27 protein-coding genes and 1 tRNA gene are annotated in these 24,923 nt (G+C 66.5%); 10 read left to right on the top strand and 18 right to left on the bottom strand.

Annotation, left to right across the window (positions count from 1 at the left end):
• Positions 1 to 7: 7 nt before the first annotated feature.
• Together grpE and dnaK are read right to left on the bottom strand one after the other, a co-directional pair.
• Positions 8 to 712, bottom strand: a complete 705-nt coding sequence (gene grpE / locus G4Z16_RS17450) for a nucleotide exchange factor GrpE (RefSeq protein WP_197351691.1) — start codon at positions 710 to 712, stop codon at positions 8 to 10.
• The gene (gene dnaK, locus G4Z16_RS17445; RefSeq protein ID WP_028437515.1) at positions 709 to 2,577 is read right to left on the bottom strand and encodes a molecular chaperone DnaK; all 1,869 of its coding nucleotides are present in this window, start codon (positions 2,575 to 2,577) and stop codon (positions 709 to 711) included. Before dnaK ends, grpE begins: the two co-directional genes overlap by 4 nt.
• Positions 2,578 to 2,897: 320 nt before the next feature.
• Between dnaK and G4Z16_RS17440 the strand changes: the two genes are divergently transcribed.
• From G4Z16_RS17440 to G4Z16_RS17430, 3 genes are all read left to right on the top strand, one after another.
• The gene (locus tag G4Z16_RS17440; protein WP_197351690.1) at positions 2,898 to 5,225 is read left to right on the top strand and encodes a (Fe-S)-binding protein; all 2,328 of its coding nucleotides are present in this window, start codon (positions 2,898 to 2,900) and stop codon (positions 5,223 to 5,225) included.
• A 456-nt stretch (positions 5,226 to 5,681) separates the two neighbouring features.
• A complete protein-coding gene (locus G4Z16_RS17435; RefSeq protein ID WP_197351689.1) occupies positions 5,682 to 6,092 on the top strand; it encodes an ATP-binding protein in 411 nt (136 codons plus the stop codon).
• Between the two features lie 225 nt (positions 6,093 to 6,317).
• Positions 6,318 to 7,298 (top strand): Yip1 family protein, encoded by a 981-nt coding sequence (locus G4Z16_RS17430; protein WP_197351688.1) that lies wholly within the window; start codon positions 6,318 to 6,320, stop codon positions 7,296 to 7,298.
• 42 nt (positions 7,299 to 7,340) lie between these two features.
• Here the strand turns inward: G4Z16_RS17430 and G4Z16_RS17425 are convergent, their stop codons facing one another.
• Positions 7,341 to 7,568 (bottom strand): hypothetical protein, encoded by a 228-nt coding sequence (locus G4Z16_RS17425; RefSeq protein ID WP_197351687.1) that lies wholly within the window; start codon positions 7,566 to 7,568, stop codon positions 7,341 to 7,343.
• Between the two features lie 325 nt (positions 7,569 to 7,893).
• Between G4Z16_RS17425 and G4Z16_RS17420 the strand changes: the two genes are divergently transcribed.
• Positions 7,894 to 8,439: a GNAT family N-acetyltransferase gene (locus G4Z16_RS17420; RefSeq protein WP_028437511.1), complete on the top strand. Its 546-nt coding sequence runs from the start codon at positions 7,894 to 7,896 to the stop codon at positions 8,437 to 8,439.
• Between the two features lie 153 nt (positions 8,440 to 8,592).
• Positions 8,593 to 9,174 carry a DUF5994 family protein gene (locus tag G4Z16_RS17415; RefSeq protein ID WP_197351686.1) on the top strand — a complete coding sequence of 194 codons (582 nt, stop codon included), beginning with the start codon at positions 8,593 to 8,595 and terminating at the stop codon, positions 9,172 to 9,174.
• A 13-nt stretch (positions 9,175 to 9,187) separates the two neighbouring features.
• Here the strand turns inward: G4Z16_RS17415 and G4Z16_RS17410 are convergent, their stop codons facing one another.
• The 3 genes from G4Z16_RS17410 to G4Z16_RS32570 all read right to left on the bottom strand — a co-directional run bounded on the left by G4Z16_RS17410 (position 9,188) and on the right by G4Z16_RS32570 (position 10,632).
• A complete protein-coding gene (locus tag G4Z16_RS17410; protein WP_197351685.1) occupies positions 9,188 to 9,700 on the bottom strand; it encodes a phosphoribosyltransferase in 513 nt (170 codons plus the stop codon).
• Between the two features lie 32 nt (positions 9,701 to 9,732).
• Complete coding sequence (gene dcd / locus G4Z16_RS17405) at positions 9,733 to 10,308, bottom strand: dCTP deaminase (RefSeq protein ID WP_197351684.1); 576 nt, start codon at positions 10,306 to 10,308, stop codon at positions 9,733 to 9,735.
• 138 nt (positions 10,309 to 10,446) lie between these two features.
• A complete protein-coding gene (locus tag G4Z16_RS32570; protein ID WP_246530911.1) occupies positions 10,447 to 10,632 on the bottom strand; it encodes a hypothetical protein in 186 nt (61 codons plus the stop codon).
• 222 nt (positions 10,633 to 10,854) lie between these two features.
• Here G4Z16_RS32570 and G4Z16_RS17400 point away from each other — a divergent pair.
• Positions 10,855 to 10,928 (top strand) — tRNA-Gly (locus tag G4Z16_RS17400).
• Between the two features lie 61 nt (positions 10,929 to 10,989).
• Here G4Z16_RS17400 and G4Z16_RS17395 read toward each other — a convergent pair.
• The 10 genes from G4Z16_RS17395 to G4Z16_RS17355 form a co-directional block, all read right to left on the bottom strand.
• Positions 10,990 to 12,159 (bottom strand): tyrosine-type recombinase/integrase, encoded by a 1,170-nt coding sequence (locus G4Z16_RS17395; protein ID WP_197351683.1) that lies wholly within the window; start codon positions 12,157 to 12,159, stop codon positions 10,990 to 10,992.
• Positions 12,159 to 12,368, bottom strand: a complete 210-nt coding sequence (locus tag G4Z16_RS17390; protein WP_197351682.1) for an excisionase family DNA-binding protein — start codon at positions 12,366 to 12,368, stop codon at positions 12,159 to 12,161. The genes G4Z16_RS17395 and G4Z16_RS17390 overlap by 1 nt, the downstream gene beginning before the upstream one ends.
• The gene (locus G4Z16_RS17385) at positions 12,365 to 13,765 is read right to left on the bottom strand and encodes a replication initiator (RefSeq protein WP_197354708.1); all 1,401 of its coding nucleotides are present in this window, start codon (positions 13,763 to 13,765) and stop codon (positions 12,365 to 12,367) included. Before G4Z16_RS17385 ends, G4Z16_RS17390 begins: the two co-directional genes overlap by 4 nt.
• 91 nt (positions 13,766 to 13,856) lie before the next feature.
• Positions 13,857 to 14,135: a SpdD protein gene (locus G4Z16_RS32565; protein WP_246530910.1), complete on the bottom strand. Its 279-nt coding sequence runs from the start codon at positions 14,133 to 14,135 to the stop codon at positions 13,857 to 13,859.
• A gap of 13 nt (positions 14,136 to 14,148) precedes the next feature.
• On the bottom strand, positions 14,149 to 14,343 hold the full coding sequence (locus tag G4Z16_RS17380) for a hypothetical protein (protein ID WP_045863798.1): 195 nt from the start codon (positions 14,341 to 14,343) through the stop codon (positions 14,149 to 14,151).
• Between the two features lie 16 nt (positions 14,344 to 14,359).
• Positions 14,360 to 14,551, bottom strand: coding sequence for a mobile element transfer protein (locus tag G4Z16_RS17375; protein WP_197351681.1), 192 nt, complete (start codon positions 14,549 to 14,551; stop codon positions 14,360 to 14,362).
• Between the two features lie 19 nt (positions 14,552 to 14,570).
• A complete protein-coding gene (locus G4Z16_RS17370; protein ID WP_197351680.1) occupies positions 14,571 to 15,209 on the bottom strand; it encodes a DUF2637 domain-containing protein in 639 nt (212 codons plus the stop codon).
• 84 nt (positions 15,210 to 15,293) lie between these two features.
• Positions 15,294 to 16,670 (bottom strand): FtsK/SpoIIIE domain-containing protein, encoded by a 1,377-nt coding sequence (locus tag G4Z16_RS17365; RefSeq protein ID WP_197351679.1) that lies wholly within the window; start codon positions 16,668 to 16,670, stop codon positions 15,294 to 15,296.
• A 4-nt stretch (positions 16,671 to 16,674) separates the two neighbouring features.
• Positions 16,675 to 17,025: an SCO3933 family regulatory protein gene (locus tag G4Z16_RS17360; RefSeq protein ID WP_197351678.1), complete on the bottom strand. Its 351-nt coding sequence runs from the start codon at positions 17,023 to 17,025 to the stop codon at positions 16,675 to 16,677.
• A gap of 201 nt (positions 17,026 to 17,226) precedes the next feature.
• Entirely contained in the window at positions 17,227 to 18,015 is a 789-nt protein-coding gene (locus G4Z16_RS17355; RefSeq protein WP_197351677.1) for a GntR family transcriptional regulator, read from the bottom strand.
• A gap of 112 nt (positions 18,016 to 18,127) precedes the next feature.
• Here G4Z16_RS17355 and G4Z16_RS17350 point away from each other — a divergent pair, with 112 nt between their 5' ends.
• The 4 genes from G4Z16_RS17350 (at position 18,128) to G4Z16_RS33295 (ending at position 21,503) form a co-directional block, all read left to right on the top strand.
• Complete coding sequence (locus tag G4Z16_RS17350) at positions 18,128 to 18,535, top strand: NUDIX hydrolase (protein ID WP_197354707.1); 408 nt, start codon at positions 18,128 to 18,130, stop codon at positions 18,533 to 18,535.
• A 57-nt stretch (positions 18,536 to 18,592) separates the two neighbouring features.
• Positions 18,593 to 19,405: an ATP-binding protein gene (locus tag G4Z16_RS33085; protein ID WP_343070845.1), complete on the top strand. Its 813-nt coding sequence runs from the start codon at positions 18,593 to 18,595 to the stop codon at positions 19,403 to 19,405.
• Between the two features lie 3 nt (positions 19,406 to 19,408).
• Positions 19,409 to 19,807: a hypothetical protein gene (locus G4Z16_RS17340; RefSeq protein WP_246530909.1), complete on the top strand. Its 399-nt coding sequence runs from the start codon at positions 19,409 to 19,411 to the stop codon at positions 19,805 to 19,807.
• Between the two features lie 766 nt (positions 19,808 to 20,573).
• Entirely contained in the window at positions 20,574 to 21,503 is a 930-nt protein-coding gene (locus G4Z16_RS33295) for an HNH endonuclease signature motif containing protein (RefSeq protein WP_425508090.1), read from the top strand.
• A 248-nt stretch (positions 21,504 to 21,751) separates the two neighbouring features.
• On the opposite strand, the gene G4Z16_RS17335 is transcribed toward G4Z16_RS33295, so the two are convergent.
• Together G4Z16_RS17335 and G4Z16_RS33290 are read right to left on the bottom strand one after the other, a co-directional pair.
• Positions 21,752 to 22,159: a type II toxin-antitoxin system HicB family antitoxin gene (locus G4Z16_RS17335; protein WP_197351675.1), complete on the bottom strand. Its 408-nt coding sequence runs from the start codon at positions 22,157 to 22,159 to the stop codon at positions 21,752 to 21,754.
• A gap of 92 nt (positions 22,160 to 22,251) precedes the next feature.
• Positions 22,252 to 22,425 carry a type II toxin-antitoxin system HicA family toxin gene (locus tag G4Z16_RS33290; RefSeq protein WP_425508089.1) on the bottom strand — a complete coding sequence of 58 codons (174 nt, stop codon included), beginning with the start codon at positions 22,423 to 22,425 and terminating at the stop codon, positions 22,252 to 22,254.
• Between the last annotated feature and the right edge of the window lie 2,498 nt (positions 22,426 to 24,923).

The raw sequence follows: 24,923 nt of genomic DNA, 5'->3' as shown, positions 1-24,923 counted from the left end.
TGTCTGGTCAGCCCTGGTCGGGGCCACCGTTCTCCTCTTCGTCGGCGGACTCCTCCGCACCCGTGGCACCCGGCTGCGGCTCGGCGACACCGACCCTCGCGGGACGGATCGTGCGTTCGCCGATTCGGTACCCGGGCTGAAGGATCTGCACGCACGTCGTCTCTGTGACGTCGGGCGAGTACGAGTGCATCAGCGCCTCGTGCACAGTCGGGTCGAAGGGCTCGCCCTCCTTGCCGAACTGCATCAGACCCATCTTGGCCGCGACCATCTCCAGCGACTCGGCGACCGACTTGAAGCCGCCGACGAGCTCGCCGTGGTCACGGGCCCGGCCGATGTCGTCGAGCACCGGAAGCAGCTCCGTGAGCAGATTCGCGACGGCGACTTCCTTCACCGCCACGCGGTCGCGCTCGACCCTGCGGCGGTAGTTCTGGAACTCCGCCTGGAGCCGCTGCAGATCCTGGGTCCGCTCGTGCAGAGCCGTGCGGGTCTGGTCCAGCTGAGCGGTCAGCGCCGCTTCCTGGGGGCCCTGGCCTGCTGGGGTCTCTCCGGAGAGGCCTTCCTGTTCGTTCTCGGTCACGTCCCCGGCCGGTTCCACCGGAACCCCCGCCTCGTCGGCGGGGACTCCGGCGGCCTGCGCCGCAGCGTCATCGGGCTGTGCGGCGTCGGCGGGGACGTCGGACTTCTGGTCGAAGCCCGGAGTCTCCTCCGTCACGCTGCACCATCCTTCGGCTTCTGCTCGTCGTCCACGATCTCGGCGTCGACGACGTCCTCGTCACCCTCGGCCTTGGCCTCACCGGCACCCTCGGCACCGGCCTGGGCACCTCCGGCCTCACCCTGGGCGCCCTGCGCGTCGGCGTACATGGCCTGACCGAGCTTCTGGCTCGTCGCCGCGACCTTCTCGCTTGCCTCGCGGATCGCCGCGGTGTCCTCGCCCTTCAGCTTCTCCTTCAGGTCCTCGAGAGCGGTCTCGACCTCGGTCTTGATCTCGCCCGGGACCTTCTCCTCGTTGTCCTTGAGGAACTTCTCGGTCGTGTAGACGAGCTGCTCGGCCTGGTTGCGCGTCTCCGCGGACTCGCGGCGCTTGGCGTCCTCGTCGGCGTACTGCTCGGCATCGCGCATCATGCGCTCGATGTCTTCCTTCGGGAGCGCCGAGCCGCCGGTGACGGTCATCCGCTGCTCCTTGCCCGTGCCGAGGTCCTTCGCGGACACGTGCATGATGCCGTTCGCGTCGATGTCGAAGCTGACCTCGATCTGCGGCACGTTGCGCGGCGCGGGCGGCAGGCCCGTGAGCTCGAACATGCCGAGCTTCTTGTTGTACGCGGCGATCTCACGCTCGCCCTGGAAGACCTGGATCTGCACCGACGGCTGGTTGTCCTCGGCCGTGGTGAAGGTCTCCGAACGCTTCGTGGGGATCGTGGTGTTGCGCTCGATCAGCTTGGTCATGATGCCGCCCTTGGTCTCGATGCCGAGGGACAGCGGGGTGACGTCCAGCAGGAGGACGTCCTTGACCTCGCCCTTGAGCACACCGGCCTGGAGGCTGGCGCCGATGGCGACGACCTCGTCCGGGTTGACGCCCTTGTTGGCGTCCTTGCCGGCGGTCAGGTCCTTGACCAGGTCGGCGACGGCGGGCATACGCGTCGAGCCACCGACCAGCACCACGTGGTCGATCTCGGACAGCTGGATGCCGGCGTCCTTGATCACGTTGTGGAACGGGGTCTTGCAGCGCTCCAGCAGATCCTCCGTCAGCTGCTGGAACTGGGAGCGCGTCAGCTTCTCGTCCAGGTGCAGCGGGCCCTCGGCGGACGCCGTGATGTAGGGCAGGTTGATCGTGGTCTCGGTGGAGCTGGACAGCTCGATCTTCGCCTTCTCCGCCGCCTCGCGGAGGCGCTGGAGGGCCATCTTGTCCTTGGCCAGGTCCACGCCGTGGCCGGACTGGAACTGCTTGACCAGGTAGTCGACGATGCGCTGGTCCCAGTCGTCACCACCGAGGTGGTTGTCACCGTTGGTCGCCTTCACCTCGACGACGCCGTCGCCGATCTCCAGCAGCGAGACGTCGAAGGTGCCGCCACCGAGGTCGAAGACCAGGATCGTCTGGTCTTCCTTCTCCATGCCGTAGGCAAGGGCGGCCGCCGTCGGCTCGTTGACGATGCGCAGCACGTTGAGGCCCGCGATCTCACCGGCCTCCTTGGTGGCCTGACGCTCGGCGTCGTTGAAGTACGCCGGGACGGTCACGACGGCGTCCTCGACCTTCTCACCGAGGTAGGACTCCGCGTCGCGCTTCAGCTTCTGCAGGATGAAGGCGCTCATCTGCTGCGGGTTGAAGTCCTTGCCGTCCAGGTTGATCTTCCAGTCGGTGCCCATGTGACGCTTGACCGACCGGACGGTCCTGTCGACGTTGGTCACAGCCTGACGCTTGGCCACCTCGCCGACGAGCACCTCGCCGTTCTTCGCGAAGGCCACCACGGACGGCGTGGTCCTGGCGCCCTCGGCGTTGGTGATGACGGTGGACTCACCGCCTTCGAGAACACTGACGACGGAGTTCGTCGTGCCCAGGTCGATGCCGACCGCACGTGCCATTTCGGTTTCCTCCAGCTGATGTCTTGAGTGAAGCTGACTCAAGAGTGCCTGGCCGCCCCGAGAACGTCAACTGGCTTGAGTGGAGGACACTCAACTCTTATGCCGTCTTTATGCGCACCCGCCTCCGACCAGGGACGGAGCAAGGGGTCGGGCCTCACCGGAGGGCGCGCGGGGAGCTCCGAGCGCCCCGCGACGCATATCACCGCCCGCCCGGGTATCAGCAGGACCGGGGGAGTGGGTAATCTCGTACGGATCAGTTAAGTTACCGCTTAGTAAGCCAACCGATCAGGTCTCGCTCGAAGGCCGCCCGAGGAGCCCTCATGCAACTCGCCGCGATCGTCGTTTCGCTGGTGCTGGCCGCGGTCGGCATCGCGCTGTTCGCGCGCGCCATCGCGCAGATCTACCGCTTCGTCAGGCTCGGACAGCCGGTGCCGGAGGGCCTTCGCACCGACGACCCCGGAGCGCGCACGCTCACCGTGGCCCGAGAGTTCTTCGGCCACACCCGGATGAACCGCTGGGGCATCGTCGGCTTCGCGCACTGGTTCGTCGCCATCGGCTTCTTCGCGCTCGTGCTGACGCTCGTCCACGCCCTGGGCCAGCTCTTTCGGGCCGACTGGACGCTGCCGCTCATCGGCACGTGGGCGCCGTACGAGATCTTCACGGAGTTCCTCGGCCTGATGACGACGCTGGGCATCGTCACGCTCATCGTCATCCGGCTGCTGAGCCTGCCCTCGCGCGCGGGCCGCAAGTCCCGCTTCGCGGGCTCCAAGGCGGGCCAGGCGTACTTCGTGGAGTACGTCATCCTCACCATCGGCGTGGCCATCCTCGTGCTGCGCGGACTCGAGGGCGCCCTGCACGGCGTCCACGGTTACGAGGCCTCCTACTTCGTCTCGTATCCCCTGGTGGCCGCCTTCAAGGGGCTGAGCGTGAGCGCGCTCCAGAACCTGACGTACCTCGTCGCGCTCATCAAGATCGGCACGTCGTTCGTGTGGATGATCGTCGTCGGGCTCAACACCAACATGGGTGTGGCCTGGCACCGCTTCCTCGCCTTCCCGAACATCTGGTTCAAGCGCGACGCGCAGGGCGGCACGGCACTGGGCGAGCTGCGGCCGATGGTCTCCGGCGGCAAGGAGATCGACTTCGAGACGGCTCTCGACGAGGACAACGAGGAGGAGGTCCGCTTCGGCGCCTCCCAGGTCGAGGACTTCTCCTGGAAGGGCATCCTCGACTTCTCCACCTGCACCGAGTGCGGCCGCTGCCAGTCGCAGTGCCCCGCATGGAACACCGGCAAGCCGCTCTCGCCGAAGCTGCTGATCATGTCGCTGCGCGACCACGCGCACGCCAAGGCCCCGTACCTGCTCGCCGGCGGCGGCAAGACGATGGAGGGCGAGGAGAAGGCGACCGAGGAGCAGCTCAAGGGCGTGCCGCAGTCGGCCCTGGACGAGGCCGAGCGGCCGCTGATCGGCACCGCCGAGGAGAACGGGGTCATCGACCCGGACGTGCTGTGGTCGTGCACGACGTGCGGTGCGTGCGTCGAGCAGTGCCCGGTGGACATCGAGCACGTCGACCACATCGTCGACATGCGCCGCTACCAGGTGATGATCGAGAGCGCCTTCCCGAGCGAGGCCGGGACGATGCTCAAGAACCTGGAGAAGAAGGGCAACCCCTGGGGCCTGGCCAAGAAGCAGCGCCTGGAGTGGACGAAGGAGCTCGCCGAGGCGACCGGCTTCGAGGTGCCCGTGGTCGGCAAGACCGTCGAGGACCTCACCGAGGTCGACTACCTCTACTGGGTCGGCTGCGCCGGCGCCCTGGAGGACCGGGCGAAGAAGACCACCAAGGCCTTCGCCGAGCTGCTGCACATCGCGGGCGTCAACTTCGCGATCATGGGCGGCGACGAGAAGTGCACCGGTGACTCCCCCCGCCGTCTCGGCAACGAGTTCCTCTTCCAGCAGCTCGGCGAGGAGAACGTCGCGACGCTGAACGCCGCCTTCGGCGAGGACGACGAGGACGAGAGCACCAAGCTCCCCGCCTCGAAGAAGAAGATCGTCGCAACCTGCCCGCACTGCTTCAACACGCTCGCCAACGAGTACCCGCAGCTGGGCGGCCACTACGAGGTCATCCACCACACGCAGCTGCTCCAGCACCTCGTCGACGAGGGCAAGCTGGTGCCGGTCACACCGGTCGAGGGCCTGATCACCTACCACGACCCGTGCTACCTGGGCCGCCACAACAAGGTCTACACACCCCCGCGCGAGATCATCGGCAAGGTGCCGGGCCTGCGGAACGAGGAGATGCACCGCCACAAGGAGCGCGGCTTCTGCTGCGGCGCGGGCGGCGCCCGCATGTGGATGGAGGAGCGCATCGGCAAGCGCATCAACAACGAGCGCGTGGACGAGGCCCTCTCGCTGAATCCGGACATCGTCTCGACCGCCTGCCCGTTCTGCCTCGTCATGCTGACGGACTCGGTCAACGGCAAGAAGAACGACAAGGAGGCCAAGGAGGAGCTGCGGGTGGTGGACGTCGCCCAGCTGCTGCTCGACTCCGTGCGCACGCCCGGTGACGACGACGGCCCGTCGGACGAGCCGGAGGAGCCGGAAAAGCCGCAGAAGGAGGAGAGCACGGGCACTGAACCCGAGCCCGCAAAGTAGGCTTCGGGGCCGCTCTCCCGGACAAATACACGTAAACGAGCGGAGCTTGCCGTCCAGAACGGCAAGCTCCGCTCTTTTGCGACAAACTCCGTTCTTATTCAGTCACTTAGCGTTCTTCACACGTCAATCGCCTTCGGGGGATACCCAACCGGCACCCCGCGCCTTAGCCTCGCTGACCAGCGGCTGCAGAAATCCCGAGCTGAAGGAGGCGACCCCGTTGCTGGACGGCGGCGACGTGGCGGCGAGAACCCGCCCTGTCCCCCCTGTCTCTGCGAGACGGGAGACGCGTCACGCCCCGATACGGCCCGCGGTCGCCGACGAGTGGCACTTACACCTCTCCACTCGAAGCACACAGCCCGATAACGTGCGGGGCACAAGTAACCGGGCCCGCATGCCGTACGGGCAAGGGGAGGACCCGGTTCGTAGACGACCGACCACCGTCGAGGAGATGGGCGCATGCTGACCAACGAGCGCCTGTGCCGACTGCATTTCACCTCCCGCGACCTCCCGCGCATCCGCATCGAGGTCGAGGAGTGCGCGGCCTCTGCCGGGCTCACGGAGCCCCGCAGAGGTGAGTTCGTGGTCGCCGTCGACGCCGTGGCGACGAACGCCGTCGAACACGCGGGAGGAACGGGGCGGTTGGTGATGCGTCACCTCGCGGGCGAACTGGAGTGCCGCGTCGAGGACTCCGGCCCGGGCTTCTCCGAGGACGTCATCCCCGAACTGGCGCCGGGTGTCGCGGGAGCCACCGCGGGCCGCGGCCTGTGGCTCGCCCGCCTCGTCACCGACAGGCTCAGCGTCGAACCGGCCGGCCCGGACTCCGGCGCTGTCGTGACGCTCGCCGTGAAGCTGCCCGGGGGCGGCTGAGACACGGACACGAGCGCGAGGGCGCCCGCGGCCTTGCCGCGTGCCTCATGCCGTCCGCCGAAGCCTCCTCGTCCCTTCCGTCCAGGCCCCCTCGTACCTACGGCTGACGGCGCGCGCCGCCGCCCTAGGGGTGAGCCCTACGGGTTGTACCGGATCGGCCACAAAGCCGTCGCCAATCTCTCCGGCCCGACATTGCGGCCGCGCGGACAAGGTACGTTCGAAGGCGTGGCTGGTTTCAGGATCGGACGCGGCCGGGGTTCCCGGAACGCGCAGCAGCGAGGGCAGTACGGCGGACCGCAGGGACCGGGGCAGGCCGCTCCGGGGCCCGGCCCTGGAGCGCACGGACAGCGTCCGCCCCAGCAGTGGCCGGGCACGGGCCGCGGTCACGGCGAGCCCGAGTACTTCGGTGAGCAGCGCGGCGGACAGCCGTATCCCGGACAGGGCTACGGCCGAGGACCGGGCCAGGGCGGAAACGGCGGCCCGCAGTTCGGTCCCGGTCCCTACGCCGCGGGCCCCGGGCAGGGACAGGGCGGCCCCGCCGCCGACCCGTACGCGAACTCCGCGGGGCACACCCGGTCCTTCACCGTGCCCGACCCGTACGGCCCGGCCGGCGGCTACGGCCAGGGCGGCGGCCCCGACTACAGCCGCCCCGCACCGCCCCCCGGCCCGCGCCTGCACTGGAAGGACCTGCTGAGCGGCATCCTGCTGCGCCCCAGCGCGACCTTCTGGCAGATGCGGGACCACAGCGTGTGGGCCACGGCGATCATCGTCACGTTCCTCTACGGACTGCTGGCCATATTCGGCCTCGACCAAGCCCGCGAGGAGGTCATCCACGCCACGCTCTCCAGCGCGATCCCTTACGTGCTCAGCACGGGCATCGCGGTGGTGCTCGCCGGCCTCATCCTCGGCTCGGTGACGCACACGCTGGCCCGCCAGTTCGGGGGCGACGGCGCGTGGGCGCCGACGGTGGGACTGTCCATGCTGATCATGTCGCTGACGGACGCGCCGCGGCTGCTCGTCGCGCTCTTCCTCGGCGGCACCGCACCGATCGTCCAGGTGCTCGGCTGGGCGACCTGGGTGGCGGCCGGCGCGCTGTTCACCATGATGGTCAGCCGCTCCCACGACATCGCGTGGCCGCGGGCGCTGGGCGCCTCGGCGGTCCAGCTCGTGGCGCTGCTGGTACTGATCAAGCTGGGGACGCTCTAGCCGTCCCGGGGCGGCGGCCCGCCGCCGCCCCTCTCCGGCCCCTCACGGCCCCCTCTCCGGCCCCTCACGGTCCCGCTGCTCAGGCCCCTCGCCGCGGGCTGTTTCCTCTCCCCTGTCCGTCGCGGTGGGCGGCGGGTCGCCCGGGTGGAAGCGCTCGTAGTGGGTGGCGGCGATGCGCTGCTCGTGGTGCGTGTTGATCAGGTGCAGCAGCAGAGCTGCCAGCGCGATCAGCACGAGGATGACGCCGACGGTGACGAGGATGTCCAGCATGGTCGCTCCTCTCATGCGGCTCGCGCGGGTGCGTGGCATGCCTGCGCGGATACCTCTCCAGAGCGCCGGGTGCCCATTTCCCCTGCGAAACACAGCGCCCGTGCCCGTACGAGAACCCCTCGCGTCCCACGTCGCACGTACCGCGGCCGCAACTCACCGCTGAGGGCGGACACTTCACACCGGGAACGAGCCAGCCGAATTCCCCGGAAACGAAGTATTCTCAGTATTTTCAGCTTCTCCTTGTGGGGGATCGGTCACGGCCGGTCAATGCCGGTCGAGGTCGGTCACAAGACGGGGGTGGCCGAGGCGGGGAGGGGGCGGAGAGATGGCAGAGGTGTTCCTCCGGCGGCTCAGCCGGTGGCAGGCGGACCGGGAGCGGGATGCGGTGGCCGACCTGTACGTCGAGGCGTACCGGGGCACGGCCGGCGAAGCCTTCCACGACCGGCAGGAGTATCTGCGCCGCCTCGGCGAGCACGTCCAGCTCGCCGGCTTCGAGCTGGTGATCGCGAGCGCGGGCGGCGCACTCGTCGGCAGCGTCTACGGTTACCGCGCCGAACGCAGCCACCAGTGGTGGCACGGACTCCACTGCCGGCTGCCCGAGGAGATGGCCGAAATCACGGCGGCCGGCCGCGTGTTCGTGATGACCGAGCTGATGGTGCTGCCCTCCTTCCGCCGCCGCGGCATCGCGACGCGCCTCCAGGACCACCTGCTGTCCCCGTCGAGCATCGGCCTCGCCGTCACGCTGATCGACCAGGAGGACGCGCCCGCCCGCGACGCGCTCGGCTCATGGGGCTGGGAGAGCCTCGGGAAGATCACGCCGTCGCCCGACCGCCCGCCGCTCGAGGCCTGGACCCGACGTCTTCGCAGGTAGAAGGGCTACGGGCGACGCACTGAAGCCCTGATCCGCCGGTAGTAGCCTTGGAAAAATGGGAGAAAACGCCCATTGAGGCGACCGTCGGATCCAACGGGGTCCGGCTGCCGGCTCCGGTCAGATCTCTCTCCGGGCGACAGAGGGGCGGACACCATGAGGGTCGAACCGAGCACCCCGGGCATGGCACCGCGCATATCCGACGCCCCGGGCGCACCAGGCATCCATGTCGCGGGCAGTGCCGACACGGAGCCGAACATGCCGCTCGTGGACCTCTCCGCGCTGAGCGCGCTCCATCTCCCCGTCGAACCAGGCCTGTTGGCGCTGCGGCTGAAGTCGGAGCCCTCCCATGACGGGCTCTTCGACGGGGCCTGGTGGCCGCACTCGCGGAACATCCACGCGGAGCTGCCTGGACTGGTGAGCGTGCTGAGCGAGCATCTCGGACCCGTCGACCGCGTCGGCCTGGACGCCGACGCCTGGGACGGGCTCGGGGAACCCCTCTTCGTCGAGGGCCGGCTCATAGAGATCGACTGGTTCCCCCTCGGGGACGACACGATCATCATCACCCGGGGCACCCTCGACAACTTCTCGCTCCTGGCGATCTCCCCCGACGCGACGGTCGACGAGGCGCATGCCGCGATGACCATGGCCACGCACATCGGCAACACGGAGACCGGTCAGCAGATCCTCGTCGCCACGGGCATAGCCCGCCCGGCCTGGCACGGCTCCCGGGAGTGACCCAGGCGACGGTTCAGAGCGCTTCCCTGTTCTCCTTGGGCGCCTCTCCGGACCTGTGTACCGGAGGCTCCACACTCCAGGGGAAGTTGATCCACTGATCCGTACGCCGCCACACGTACTCGCACTTCACCTCGGACTGCGACTTCTCGTAGATCACCGCGCTCCGCACCTCCGCGACGTGCTCCGCGCAGAACTCCTGCACCAGCTTCAACGTCCGGCCCGTGTCCGCGACATCGTCCGCGATGAGCACCTTCTTCTCGCTCAGATCCACGACGTTGGGCACCGGAGGCAGCATGACGGGCATGTCCAGGGTCTGGCCGACACCCGTGTAGAACTCCACGTTCGTCACATGCAGGTTCTTCACGTCCAGCGCGTAGCCCAGCCCGCCGGCGACGAAGAGACCACCACGCGCGATCGACAGAATGATGTCCGGCTCGTACCCGTCGTCGGCCACGGCCTGCGCCAACTCCCGCACCGCCTCACCGAACAGCGGATACGTCAGGTTCTCCCGCTCCTCGCCGCTCACGCTCCGGTGCCTCCCCTGTCGATCGGACCGGATCAGACCTGCGTCCGGTGGAAGTTCAAGTACGAACGCGAGGGCGTCGGCCCCCGCTGGCCCTGGTAGCGCGAACCGTGCCGGGCCGAGCCGTACGGGTGCTCCGCGGGCGACGTCAGCCGGAACATGCACAGCTGCCCGATCTTCATCCCCGGCCACAACTTGATGGGCAGCGTCGCCACGTTGGACAGCTCCAGGGTCACGTGACCCGAGAAGCCCGGATCGATGAAACCCGCGGTCGAATGCGTCAGCAGCCCGAGCCGTCCCAGCGAACTCTTCCCCTCGAGACGGGAGGCGATGTCGTCCGGCAGCGTGACCACTTCGTACGACGACGCGAGGACGAACTCGCCCGGGTGGAGAATGAAGGGATCGTCCCCCTCGGCCTCGATCAGCCGTGTCAGATCGGGCTGTTCGACGGCGGGGTCGATGTGTGGGTACCGGTGATTCTCGAACACCCGGAAATAGCGGTCCAGTCGGACGTCGATGCTGGAGGGCTGCACCATCGCGGGATCGTACGGATCGATCCGCACCCGGCTCGATTCGATCTCCGCCCGGATGTCCTTGTCAGAGAGAAGCACGGCCAGAGACTACGCGCACGGCAAGGGGCCGGCCCAATCGCACCGGCCCCGACCTCATGCGGCGGGCGAACCGCTCGCACTGCCCGAAATTGTCTGCGCCGCTCCTCCAGGCCCCGCGCCCGGGCTCTCGCCGTACGGCTACCGCTCGCGGCGACGCGGCACCGACGGGGCGCCCGGCACCGGCACCGCCTGCCGCAGGCGCGCACACCGCGGGCACCGCAGCAACCGCCCCGGACCGATGCGCCCGCTGCGGAGGTTCTGCATCGGGAACTGCGAGGTACTGAACACATGCCCCTCGGCACACTGAACGACGGTGGCCTCCATCGCTCTCCTCTCCCCAAGTACGTGGTCGACGAAAGCCACATTAGGGGATCAAACTGGCAGCCCTCCGGGCGGCTCCCCTCCACCCACGCTACGCCCCAACTCCCTTGCCCCGACGGCCCCCACCCCGTCCCGGAGCAGCAAAAAGACCCCTCGGCCTGTGCGGCGGGGGTCGGTGATGCGGTAGAGTGTCCGGCGTTGAAGCCGATGATCGCACGGCTCCTCGCGGGTGTAGTTTAATGGTAGAACATGAGCTTCCCAAGCTCAGAGCGCGGGTTCGATTCCCGTCACCCGCTCCAGCACAAAGCCCCAGGCCAGCGGCCCGGGGCTTGTTTGTTGTGCGGACTGTCTCATGCCTTGCTATCGGTCTCGTGCCCACTGCGTGCCCGTACCGTCGTCGTTCTCGGCTTTCCGGCGCTGCTCGGCGGCCTGCCGGTCGGCCAGCACACGGGCCTCGATGCCGGCGGCGACCTCACGCTGACGCTCAAGCGTCGAGTGCTGATAGATCAGTGCTGCCTTCTCCGAGGACTGGCCTGCCCGGACCATCGTGTCCTTGAGCGTGGCCCCGCTCTGCGTCGACAGGGTGTGTCCAGTGTGACGAAGATCGTAGAACCGAAATCCCTCGGGCATGCCGACTTTCTCACGCGCCTTACGCCACTTCCGCCCGAACGAGCTTCGCCGGAAAGGGGCACCCTTCTCGCCGACGAACAGCAATCCGTTTGGGTCCTTCTCCGCATACCAGTCGAGGTGCCGCGTCAGCTCCTTGCGGAGGAAGCCAGGCAGCACGATGAACCGCTTCCCCGCCTCGGACTTCGTGTCGCCGACCGCACGCCGTCCTGTGGTCAGCTCTGGAGCGGCCCGCCGAACCCAGATCCCGACCGCGTCGAGGTCGACCTCTGAGCGCCGCATCTCGGCTTGCTCCTCGGGACGGGCCGGACCGTACGCGGCGATGTAGACCATGAGGCGCCAGCGCGGACCTATGGCGTCGGCGAGTGCGTCGACCTGGTCGACAGTGGCAACGGGCCGTTCGCCGGCGGATTCCTTGCCCGCACCCCGGATACGACACGGGTTGCGACGGATCAACTCGTCATCCGCAGCCGTGCCCATGATCGTCTTCAGCAGCCTGTACGCCTTGGCGACAGTCGTGGCTCCCGTGCTCTTCAGCAGTTCTGTACGCCACGTCCGGACGCGCGGAGAGGTGATCTCGTCCAGGTCGAGGCCGCCGAAGGTCGGAAGGACGTGCAGCCGAAGCAGTCGCCGGTACAGCTCCTCAGTCGTGGGCGACAGGGCACGCTCCCCTACCCACTGGACCGCGTACTTCTCGAAGTTGACCGCCCCGGCCTCCGGATCCTGCCACTCTCCGCGCCGTACCTCGGTCTGCTTCTCAGCCAGCCAGTCATCAGCCTCGCGTCTCGACGTGAACGTCTCCGGTGCCGGGCGGTCAATGCCATCAGGACCGGGATACCGGGCTTGGAAACGACCGGACGGTAGCTTGCGGACGCGGCCGAACGTGCGCCGCTTCTTCGCCATCAGGCAGCCCTCCCGTATCGGCGACGCGGGCGCATCGGCTGAACGGTTCGCTCCTCGATGTACGCGGCGAGGGCACTCTCCGGGATGCGTACGTGACGGCCAACCTTGACGAAAGTGATGCGGCGCTCAGCTATCAGACGGCGCGGGAACCGGGCTGTTGTGCCGAGGAGTTCGGCGACCTGGTCGACGCTGAGGTATCGCTCCGTCATCGCGCAGCCCTCCCTTCCGTGCTGGGGTGGACTGGCATGGCAAGTTCGCCGAGTGAGGCAGATAGCCATTCCTCGGCGGGGCTGAGTCCAGTGCCGACGAACGACCAGTGCGCGAGGACGAGGGCCGTGTCCTCCCGGGCGCTGCCGTTGTCCACGGGCTGTGGATGGTTCTCACCGCGTGCGATGGCAGCTTGGAGTCGGCGCCATTCGGCTCGGGCGTTGCGGAGTGCGCCGAGGGTGGTCGAGTAGCGCCGGGTCTTGGTGGAGAAGTGGCCGCGGAAGCCGAGCATGTGAGCCCAGGCCCTCAGCCGCAGGTGAGCCAGGTCCTTACGCGCTCCGAGGGCCCAGGCGGTGCGGATCATCCGCTCGGCATGCGGGGTGATATCGAGCTGGGCCAGCTCCGCGACGAACTTCAGGCGACGGTCGAGGGTGCCCGTGGCCGTCTCGGCTCCCTTGGTGGCGTACTTGGCGATGTACGCGGCCACGGCGCGGTCGGTGAGTTCTTGGCCGTTGTCGAAGTCGGGGCCGTGGATGGTGCGTACGTCGAGCTGGCGGCCGAAGGTGAAGGAGTGCGCGCGGCCGTCGACGACGGAGCCGGCCACCCTGACCTTCCCGGCAGCAGCCTCGATGGCGTCGGTCAGCAGCTCGGCAGTCGCCCAGGCCGGAGGTGAACTGTCGCCGCCGGTTGGGCCATCGAGACGGATGACGGCGTGGAAGTGGACGGCTCCGCGCTTCTGGTACTCGGCGACCTTGGCGAAGGAGACCCGTGCGAAGTGCCGGAAGGCGCGCTGCGTCAGGCCGGCCCGCTTGGCGACCTCGCGGCGCAGGTAGATGGTGAAGCGCCGCCAGAGCATCCCGGCGTGCGCGTTCCAGAGAACTGCGGCTTCGTAGTCGTAGGAGTCGGGGTCGAGTGGCGTGCCCAGAGCGTCGTCGTCCTGGTCGTGGCGTTTGCCGCAGCGGCAGGGACGTACTGAACCTTCGGGCCCGGTGGGCCGGTTGTGGACCTGGCCGAAGCTCGGGGCGGTGAACGTGGCGAAGACTCGCGGATGCGAGGTGACCGTTTCGGGTGTGCCTTTACCGCCGCGGAGTCCGGCGGTGATCAGGTGGAAGGTGTCGCGGCGGTAGGTCTCCGCACAGGCCGCACAGCGAGTCGTACGACGGTTTCCGCACCGCACCAGGAGCTGACCGGCGGGCAGGCCCTGGGAGTTGAGGCGGTGGAGCTCGGCGCCGATCTCACCCGTGGCGGTGTTGACGCGGTGTTCGGTCCGCTGCCCGGCGAGGCGTACGGGGTGAGTGCAGCCGCCGAGCGTGGAGAGCTGGCGGAGGATACCGGGTAGGTCCCCGGTTGAGGCGAGCGTCCCGAGTTCCTGGAGTGGAGTCGGGCTGTGGCGGGTGATGATGGTCTTCTCCTTTTCGGCTTCGGTCGGAAGGGATCGGGCTGCCGGGGCGGTGGATGCTTGGCGGTATCGAGACCGCCCCGGTAGCCGCTCAGCGGCGGTGCTGTGAGTTCAGGAGCGAGCGCAGGACGACGGCAGCGACCGCCACAGATATGGCCGAAACGGCGACGGCGGTCAGCAGCGCAGTGAGGACGACGCCGCCCAGGAGCACGAGGCCAATGGCGCCAGTACTGACGGACGGCAGAGACTGACGGGGAGCCGGCGCGACCGGGGTCGACGCGTGATGCGTAATGACCGAGGCCGGGGCGACGGGCGTCCCGGACTGCGCTGGAAGCTGCGGGGCGTCGGGCAGCTGAGGGCGGAAGAGCATGGTGGGTTCTCTTTCAGTCGTGGGTGCCGTTGATTACCTGGACTCCGTTGCGGGTGCCGGAGTCGATGGCGGGGGCGAGGAAGGTGTCGGCGAGGTAGAAGCCGAAGAGGGCGATCACGACGACGAGCCATATGCGGACGCCGAGGAACTTCACGGCGCCCCAGGCGATGAGGCCGAGGACAACGACCAGGGGCAGGCTGACGGTCATTGCGAGCGGGCTCCTTTCAGCGGACGGGGCAGCGGTGTGTGCGGGCGGCGAGTTCGGCAGCGGCGCGGGAGTCGTAGTCGGCGGAGAAGCCGCAGCGCGGGGCGGTACAGGCGGCGGTGTGCTTCTCCCGGCCACGGTTGTCGTAAGCGGTGCCGACCTGGACGGGGCCGACACGGGTCATGCGGCGGAAGCGGCGGTTTAAGGGCACGGCGAGTTCTCCTGTCTGGTCAGGTGAGTTGGGCGGAGATCTGTTCGGCGAGCGGCGTGGGGACGCCGAGGCGGGCGCGGAGTGTGGCTGTGTCGATGCGTGAGCCGGTACGGGCCTGATGGGCATCGGCGACCTTGCGTGCGTGCGCGACGAGCGCAGCCGGAACCTGCGGCGCAGTGCTCTCGGGCTTCGCGAGCGAAGGCACAGGCTCCTCAGCCACCGGCTCGGCGGGAGGAGCGCTGTGCTCCTGCTCTACGCTCACGACCGGCTGTGAACTCTCCGCCGCAGCAGGCTCGTTCGATCCGTGCGCCAGCAGCGTTCCGCCGAGGAAGGCCAGTGCGGGCCATCCGGCGACGAGGATGCGGAGCCAGGCGGGTACGTCGTGCAGGTCGAGGAGGCCGGCGGTGGAGATGTTCGCGCCGAGCGACGCGGCCAGGGCGACCAGGAACCAGCACCAGCCTGCCGCCTTGTCCCGTCCGGACCTCAGCCGCCGCCAGGCAGCGACCAACAGCAGGTCGACGGAGACCGGGTAGGCCCACGCCTTCCAGCCGTCCTGTCCGGCGGCCGAGGCCAGGTCGTGCAGATGCGCGAAGGACAGCGCGGCGGCGATGACGGCTTGGATCAGTACGGCGTCGACGCGTGGCAGTTGAGCGCGCACGAGGTACCTCCTTTCTGTTTCAGGCATGGAAGGGGTAGGGACGTGGCGCGAGGCGGTCACGCCAACCGGGGTTGTGGGTGTGGGTCAGTCCAGGACCGGGCGGGGCTTCACCAGCGAGACCGGCCGGTCAACGGGCGGGACCAGAGGAGCAGCCCGGAACGGGTCCAGCGCGGGCACGTCCGGCACCATGTGGGCGGCTTGCTGGCAGACGGCGGCAGCGTCGGCCAGCGACACGTACGGCGTGCGGATGCGGGACCAGCCGCCGGAGGTATCACCGGCGACGGCCAGGCCGGGCCGTTCCGGGGCGATGGCGCAGGCTGCCTCGACCGCTTCGGGGGCGATGTCGCCGAGCGCCATCTTGGCGGAGGGCTCGTCGTTGACTCGGTGGCAGACGCGGCCGGAGAGCTGGGCACGGAGCATGGTGGCGCCCTTGCCCAGTTCGGCTCCGAAGCGCTGTCCGCACACTTCCAGGTAGATGCCGGCGGCGCGGCCGAGTTGGGCGAGGCGGATGAGCTGGGTGACCATCTCGTCCCGCCTCTCCTCGTCCTTCCGTGTCGCGACGAGGAAGAGTTCGGCGACCTCGTCGACGAACAGCACTACCGGCACTGGCCGTTGATGCTCGGGCAGCCCCCATACGTCCGAGGTGATCTCTTCATCCGGCGTGTTCGGGGCGATGCCCTGCCGGGCCTTGATGAGGTCGTAGCGCTCCTCCATCAACCGCACCAGCACCGGCAACAACTCCGCCGCCTCCCCCGGCTCGGACGCCAAGGCTGACAACCGCGGTGCGAACGGGGCGAGTTCCACACCGCGCTTGCAGTCGATCCCGGCGAGCGCGACCCGCTGACCGGCGAGCCCCGTAACGAGGTTCCGCAGGTACATCGACTTCCCCGACAGCGTCGCGCCGAGGGTGAGCTGGTGGGGTATCGCGCGGTAGTCCCGCACGAATGCCGTCGCGTCCTCCCGCAGAGCCACCGGCACCCGCAGGAAGCCGCCACCGGCCTTACGCGGCATCCGCACCTGGTCCAACACGTCGAAGCCCACCAGCCGCAGCTCGACCACACCGGGCTTCACCTCGTCCACGTGGACGGCGTGAACACCCCAGGAATGCCGCAGACGTTCAGCCGAAGCCGCCACGTCCGCCGGCTCCTGACCCGGAGCAAGCCGCAACCGCAGCCGCATCCCGGTCGACGTCGGCCGTATCAGGCCCCGACGAGGAGGCACCGGCCGCACCTCGCGACGAGTCGTCGCCCGCGTGGCGAACACCCGCAGCCGTGACGGGGGAACCGTCAGCCCGCAGGAGTCCATGACCGACCCGTACGAGCCCAACAGCCGTGCCACCGAAACGGGGAGGCCGACAGTGGACCAGTACGCGGCCGGGTGCCGGGCCCGGAGGTAGGCGGCCCCGCCACCAGCAGCGGCGAGAGGACCACCCACCTCCATCAGCGTCATCAGTTCCGACATCAGGTCAGGCCCCCACACCGGCCGGAACAGCACCCGGAGCAACTGCCGCCGCGCGGAAGGCGATCCCGTGGCGCTGCTGCCCGTTGAACACCGACTCCCACGGCCGGGCGATCAGGCCAGGCAGTGAAACCGGAGCCCCGAGCGTCAGCCCCTCGGAGACACCGCTCTCGGGCACGGTCACGTGGAGGAGCGAGGACTCCCCCTCGTCGATGTAGACGACGCCGATCTTCATCAGTGCCTCGCCGCTGACGGCGTCCTTGGCGATCTCACCGGTCTGCCGATCCCGCACCTTCGGCTCAGGCACCTCGGTCAGCAGGATCGTGGCGTTCTCGGTCTCAACTCGGATGGTCTTCAAGGTTCTCTCTTCTCCTTCAGTCACCCGGAACCCGTCACAACTAGTCGTCTAGACAAGATGCGCCGTGACAGCACCGGTTCGATTGGAACGCGGACCACTGTGCCACAACACTTGCCCACTCGTCTATACGAGTATGCCTCTGGGTGTGTACAAGTCCCGAGAGAACGATGCCTCCTTGCATCACACCGGCGCCAACGTCCATCAGCTGGCAGGGAGTTGGTAGGCGAGGACGTAGGCGTCAGCGGACATGACGGTGTCGCAGACCTCCACGGCACGGCCATCGGTGTCGTACGCGGTCCGCACCAGGTGGATCACCGGCACACCGGAAGCCAGCCGCAGCGTCTTCACCTCATCCGGTGCCGGCATCCGAGCCCGTACCTCTTCCTCGAAGTGGTCGAGCTCGTGGCCCAGTTCCTCAAGCCGGGCGTAGATGCCACCGGGGCCAGGGTTCGGTTCGGCGATCGGCGTATTGCGAGCGATGTCGAGCGGCAGGTACGAGACGGCCGTCTCGACCGGCTTCCCGTCCAGCAGGTAGCGGCGCCGGCGGGCGAGGACCTTGCGGGCCGAGCCGAGCCGGGCGGAGATGTCGGGTGTGGAGCGCTCTTCCCGCACTTCCAAGCTGTCCACCTCGGGGCGACTCCCCGCGGCTTCTGCCTCCACCACGAAGGCGGCCTTGCCCTGATCGCGGTGACGCCGGGCGAAACGGTCGGACGCCAGCCGCTTCACCGGCGGTCGCGGACGGACGAAGACACCCCGACCGTGCTCATGCACGGTGAGCCCCTCGCCCTGCAAGATGCCCAACGCATTCCGCACCGTCATGCGGGTCTTGCCGTAGTGCTCGACAAGCTCCGACTCGGAGGGCAGCTTGGCGCCTTCCTTGAACCGTCCCTTGTCGATCGCTTCGCGGAGCTGGTCGGCGATCTGCCGGAAGGCCGCGCGATCACTGGTCGGATCCAGTGCACCGAGCACGCCGGGAGGAATGGACGCCATCCTGTACTCCTTCAGATATCTAGACGAGAGGTCGAGTGTCGTTGTTACGGTGGAGAGCCTAGCCAGCCGAGGGAAGCCGGAAAGCGTGAGTACTGCAGAGCGCCCCCACTCCGTGAGCGTCGCCGGAGTCATCGTCGACGACCGCGGCCGGGCTCTCCTGATCCAGCGCAGGGACAACGGCCAGTGGGAGCCGCCCGGCGGCGTACTGGAGCCGGGGGAGACCATCCCGGATGCGCTTCAGCGCGAAGTCCTCGAAGAGACCGGCATCAAGATCGCGACTCCCGCGACCCTCACAGGCGTCTACAAGAACATGTCCGGCCTGATCGTCTCGCTCGTCTTCCGCTGCGAAGCGGTCGACGGTGCCCCGACGACCGGGGACGAGACTTACGCGCTTCGCTGGACGACCCGCGAAGAGGTCTCCGAACTGGCCGACGAGGCATACGCAGTTCGCGTCCTGGACGCGCTCGACGCTGCATCCCCGCCGCCCGTGCGCGCGCACGACGGCATCAAACTCGTCTAGCTCTAATCCACTGTCCATAGCGGCCACCAGCACAAAGGAACTTGTATGCATGAGTATATGAGCACTCTGCGAATCTGGGAACTCACCTGCCCCGGTTACTTGGAAGAGGTCGGCCGCGCACGCCGATGGACTCGCGACATCCTGAGCGACAGCAACCGCGCGGACGACGCAGCCCTGATCGTCACCGAGCTGGGCACAAACGCCTTACTCCACAGCGCCAGCGGCAACCAAGGCGAAGCCTTCAACCTCACGATCTCCCGCACACCGGAGACCGTCCTGATCTCCGTCACCGACGCCGGCGGCACCCGCACCACGCCACACGTCGAGCACCCCGACGAGAACGACACCCACGGCCGCGGCCTGGCCCTGGTCTCCACGCTCGCTCAACGCCTCGACATCAACGGCGACGACAAGCACGGCCACATCGTCACCGCCGAACTCTCAGCTGGCTCTAGGAGGCCCAACGTCCCGCTGAAGCAGGGCTACTGGTGCGAATGCCTCGTCAACGGCGGCAAGCTCGGCTCCTTCGACGCCACCAGCCCGGAACAGGCCGTGCGTTGGATCCGCATCAGCCTCATGACGATCGCCATGGCGCTGGACGAGGAGCCCTACCGCCAGGCGCAGCACTGGAAGAACCAGAAGCAGCCGCAGGCCCTCGAAGCACTCCGCAAAGGCGAGCCCCAAGACCTCACGCTCAAGCACCGCACCACGCAGATCACTTGGACCGCCCGACCGGTCACCTTCCTACCGCTGGCACACCGCCAAGGCAGAACGCTGCCCGCATGCACACAGATGCACTCGACAGCCCAACTCACCAGCCGCAGCTGTCTAGTCCCACCTCTGAACGGTCAGGTCCCACCTGATTGTTGACGGTTGAGCCTGCTCTCGTCCACGCTGCTGACCGTGCCGACCGCGCGCTTCTTCTTCGATCCGGGCTCCGGTGGCGTGCTGTGGATCGACGATCCGCAGGGTCAGCAGGCATGGGGCAATCCGACGAATCTGAACCGGCTTCCAATCAGCTCAGCGCTCCGCGAGGAGTTGGCGCGGCTTATCGCTTGGTTCGACACTTCGCTGAACTGGGAGTACCCACCCGATCCGGGGCCGTGGCGCGAGGACGAGTGTGGTCGGTTCAACATCGCGGCCCACAGCGCCCTCGCCCGTCTGCGCGGCGAGCTTGGACCCAGATGGCAGATCACCGACGGATTCAGGGAAGTGCACGAGGATCCAGACCTGGACCGCTACCTGGCCGATCCCGCCTGCTTCCGGCGATGAACTAACCGCCGCGAGACCCTCGTTCGCCGTCTCCTGCCAGCCATGTCCTGGGATCGAGGCGTCAAACATGTGCCGGAACCGACGACCACCAGCCGCAGCGGTGAGTAACAACTTTCTCTACTACTTCAAGTGCTCGCTCCGCTCGCCGCGCGGCCCGGCTTGCCGCCGGGCCGACGCTCCTGTCTCCGCCCCGCTCCGGCCCGGCCGCCGTACCGCGCGCGGACGCGACCCAGAAGAAGGAACTCGCCGGCGGGGCCGGTCGGCTCCACGGCTTTAGGCAGCCACCTTGGGGCGAGCCTCGAAGATCAGGGGCTCACTTCGGGCTATTGCGGGCAGGCGAGGTGCTGCCCGAGTCGCGGGAAGCTTACGAGCCCCTGATCTCTCGCCCCAAGCCAGCTCCAGCCCAAAGCCGCTCCACCGACCTCGGCAATTACTGGTGCGAGTCGAGTTCCTCTTGGACGAAGGCCCGCGCGACACCCCCAACCACCGCACCAACGATGATCTTGATCAGTGGAATGATCCTCTTCATGTTTCCACGCTCCAGCCACACATCGACAGAGTCACCTTGACTGATCACCACGCTCCCCTCCGTCTCAAGCAGACGTCCGCAACTAGGCAGTCATTGACGAAAGTTGACCCAATTTGACGTGGACACCGGCACGCTAGATTGGCCATACTTGACCCTGACAGGAAGGGTGGAGTCTTGACCCCAAGCCAAGTCAGGGCACTTCATCCGCCAAACAACTCCAGAATCTCGAAGTTGCAAATGATTCAAATCCCAAACGAGCAGGCTTTACCTCCAGGCGCGCATCGATATCTACTCCTCAAGCTCCACGAGATTTACAAAAGAGCCGGATTTCCCGGCATCAAATCAATCAGCAACGCTACAATTCATTTAGGTGATAACTGCGACATAGTTTCTCACCAAGGTGTTTCGAATATCCTTTCAGGCAAGTCGACCCCGCGATGGAGCAAGCTCGAAGCTCTCGTCCTCGTATTGGCTAGTCTGGACGTGACCAGACCAGATCCCAGGAAACTTGCCCAGACATTCCATGAGCTATGGCTTCCCCTGGTAAGCGAGCCTCCAATTGACCTCGCACCCCCCCGCCCTGGAGATGGTCACCACGCGAGCGAGGAAACAACAAAGACACCCCACTCATCTGCCCCCATTTCAAACTCTAGAAAAACTGCAACCCCCCGGGGTGGCCGCGTTATCGCGACCCGCCTAAAGCAAGATCTCAGGCTGGAAGTTGGAGGTAAGTGCCCCGTTTCTAACTGCCAGAGTACAACTATCGAGTTGGCGCATATCACACCCATGAGAGCAGGAGGGGAAAATGTCTTCGGAAATCTCATCTTCCTGTGCCCCAACCACCACCGGCAGTATGACACTGGAGGATTCTCAGAACAGGAGGTGCGTCTAATTAAGGCGCGACTCGCCTGGAATAACGACCGTTACACGCACGCCGAATTGGTCTGGCTGTGGGTGTTCGCAAAGAACGGGGGAACTCACTTTATTCACCCAAGCAGTGAGCACGAATGTTTGCGCTTCCTGGAAGCGGATGGATATATCACAATGGATAAGTCCGGAGAAGAGAACTCCGAGGGGCCAACAGACACTTGGCACCTGACTGAACTTGGCGTCCGTTTCGCAGAGGTGTGGGGAGACTCCGGCGCTCATCCCATTGACATCAGATAACCGTACGCCCTGGCAACAGTTTGTAACCGCCACATGGTCCGGTCCCGCTGTATCTACAGAGGCAGTTTACTCTCCTCTCAGGGTACAAAGATTGCACCCAGGATGGGTCTTTTTTTCTGAAACCATTATTTCGGGTACTTCGATGTCAAGCCGTACATTGTTTCTGATTGGGCGAACAAATTACAGAACTGTGCCCCCGGCAGGTTCGGTCCACCGGGGGCACAATACGCGCTAGACGCTTAGTCGGTTCAACTCCCTCTTGGAGCTAGTTTGGCAATGTACTGATGCGAGACACCTAGCATCGAGCCCGCATCCCTAACAGTAGCTTTTCTAGTTAGGGTTCGCGCAGCAGCTGCCATAGCCTCTACAGCGGCCTTGTTGGCCAATTCAGCTTCTTCCTTGGCCTTCTCGGCCGTGATGATAGCGTCAGCCATCTCAGGATCGGATGGCCGCATCACAACCTCGAACGACTCCTCGGGAATCTCCAGCAACAAGGCCACCACATCGGCAGCCATCTTCCTCGCCTCACTCCAAGTACGTCCCTGGGTAACTCCGACCAGACCTTCGGGTAGGTCATTAATCGCAACTACCCAATGAGCGTCTTCGCGGGTTGCAATCGCGTGGTAGATATTATTCTCCGTCACCTCTCCTTTCACCTCCCTCTCCTTTCCTTTGTGCTGTGCGTTCGCCGAAGTTTCTGGTAGGACATGATCGGGAGGGGGCCGACGAGGCCTCGACCCCCTATCGATCACGCTCCTTCCGCCGCCTTGATCAACTCCTTGGCGGTACCTTCGGCGATATCCCGGTGTCGCGGGACGGGCAGAGACACACCCCTGAGTGTGTAAATCTCATGTCGACCTCCCTGCCTTGCGAGTCCGAGATCCGCGTTCTTGCTTGCGGCGATACGCCGCAACTCCTGCATCAACGCGCCTTTTCGCACCAGCACTGTCTACCACAAGGCGACAGAATTTGTCTACTCGAAGGCGACACGGCGTCCGGTCCGCTCAACGCCGCCACTCGTGCTGACATCACCAACTGACATCGACGGGGGCGACGTTCCTAGACTGCGGCAGTCGAAGCAAGATCGATGAGTGGCCGCCAACTGCACGTTTCGCTTGCCACGTTGCGGAACGGTCGAACTCCTGAAGCGGTGATCATGTAATGCGCTGTACAGCAGCCAAGTACAGCAACCACGGCGACCGCAGCCGGACAGTGATAGCTCTAGGGTGGGAGCTCGCCAGCCGCGGAGACCTCAGCGACCGTCGTGCCCATGGTTCGCAACGAGCGGATCACGTGCCCGTGGCGTGCCCGTAGGGGCGGTAAACCACGGTCAGCTGCGGCTCGTTGAACGCCGCTCCCGGACAGTTATGGGCCGCGGTTTCGCTGGCCAGCAGCCCAACTGCGGCCCCAGGTACGGTGATTCCCAAGCTCAGAGCGCGGGTTCGATTCCCGTCACCCGCTCCAGCACAAAGCCCCAGGCCAGAGGCCCGGGGCTTGTTTGTTGTCCGTGGTGCACTGACGCCTCCTGTCGGCCTCGTGCCCGCTCGTGCCCGTAGCGTCGTTTTCGAAGCGCGTCGAGGCTTCGGAACGTGGAAGCCCGCACGGCCGACGCCTGAGTCTGACCCTTCAACTCCAAAGCGAGTGAGAGTGCTCAGACTGGAGCCCCTAGACAGCCAGCACTCGAGGAACGCGCGAGCTCGCTCCTCCATCTCCGGAGCGCCGCCTTCAGCCGGGAATCGCCGACTCGACGTAGAGTGAACACAGTTGCGCGAGCCCGGCCTGCTTGTCGTATCCTGCGTAGCGAGGTCTTGCGGATGCCGTGCGCCGCGCTCTCCCCGACCGGATGGAGCGCAGGAGGGCGCAGAAGACAGTCGAACTGACACCGTTGCTAGAGCCGAATCACGCATGCGGGACTCCCACTCAACCGCCACGCGTCATGGTCGGGGCGACGTTGTGGCCGAAAGAGATCCTCCATGCGGCAGACGAGTCAGGCTCGCGACGCCAAGGCCTTCTCACTCTTCACAGGCATGCCTCTTGAGGGCGCCCACCAGGTCGTAAGTTCATGTAGCGCCGACCATCTCATTCCAGAAGCCAACCCCAAGCAGCAGTGGTTGGAGCAATGGGTTGTCCGACAGATCTGCTGGCCGTCGAACAGCCCCATCCACCCATGGGGCATCAGGTACGTCCATCCGCTGCCTGATGGCCTCACGATCGCAGTCGAGGGTGACAACATGGCCTCAGAGCTGGCCACCACCCTCATTCCCCGGTATGACCGCGCCACCAGCGATGTCTACGGCATCCCAGGGTGCCGTATCACCGAGGCGAACCGACGCGGGCTCGTTCTGTCCCTCCTCGACACGGACGCGACCATCCACATCACCGGCATCCATCCGAACCGGTGGCGCAGCGTTCTGGCTGAAACGGACGAGGAAATGGGTCGTGAAGGTCTCCAGCTGTGCAGTCAGGAGGAGCCTCGCAGGTGGACCGCCGCCGAACTCGCCTTCACCGGACACCCTAACAATAGAGCTACACACCGCCTTTCGTTCGGCAGTACGGCTTGGCTGGCCAGCGGTCTGCTCAGGCGCATCGGGCTTCTTCGAACCATGGGTGTCCCCCTGTACACAACGGCTTGGACAAACCCCGCCGACGCAGGCATGCAATGGATTGTGGAGACGCAGTATCAGCCGCTGGCTGTGCGCATGCCCTCTCATCACGAGACATTGCTCCATCTCATCAACGATGAGGTCTTGGGACTCAGGCTCGACTGGACAGACTCGTACTGCAGCTGCGAGACAAGTTACTCAAGTCAGTGCTCCTTCAACGGACGGTCTCAACTCGGACGGGCCGGCGTGCTACAACTCCGCTTCCCCCGCCGGTCTGCCGAGAGTGGCGCCCGACTGCTGGCCAGCCCGCATGCCTACGAGGCTCACCGTCGTATCGCTGTCCGCGTACCCGCTCGATTTGCTCCACGTCCTCAGTCGCTATCAGAGCAGCGCGTAACGGCCCTACCATTGAATGGCGTGAGCCACTGATGCCCTGGGATGGGATTCTCCTCTTCATCCTGGGCTTCTTCGGAGTCATCGAACTCCTGCTAGCCCAGATCACTGGAGCGCTGTCGCGGCTGCCGCAACTCCTCCGTGCATGGCGGCAGTTCCAGCAGGAACTGAGCAGCAATACCAGTGATTCAGGCGCTCAGGAGCCCTCAGCGAGCGCCACCGGCCCGGACAGTAACAGGGGCAATGGTGCGTCCCCCGGAGGGAGCGCAGCAGGGCACGGGGAGGGCTGAGCTAACCAACAGCGCCACAGGCGATGTACTCCATCCACTCATCTCCATAGGCGACCCCCATGCCAGAAGCGCGCCAGCACTGACAGAGAAGTCTGGTCAACACCGGTCACGACGGGTGCTGTTCGCAGCTCAGC

The sequence above is a fragment of the Streptomyces bathyalis genome (assembly GCF_015910445.1).
GTDB lineage: Bacteria > Actinomycetota > Actinomycetes > Streptomycetales > Streptomycetaceae > Streptomyces > Streptomyces bathyalis.
This window is presented reverse-complemented; position numbering and strand designations above follow the sequence as displayed.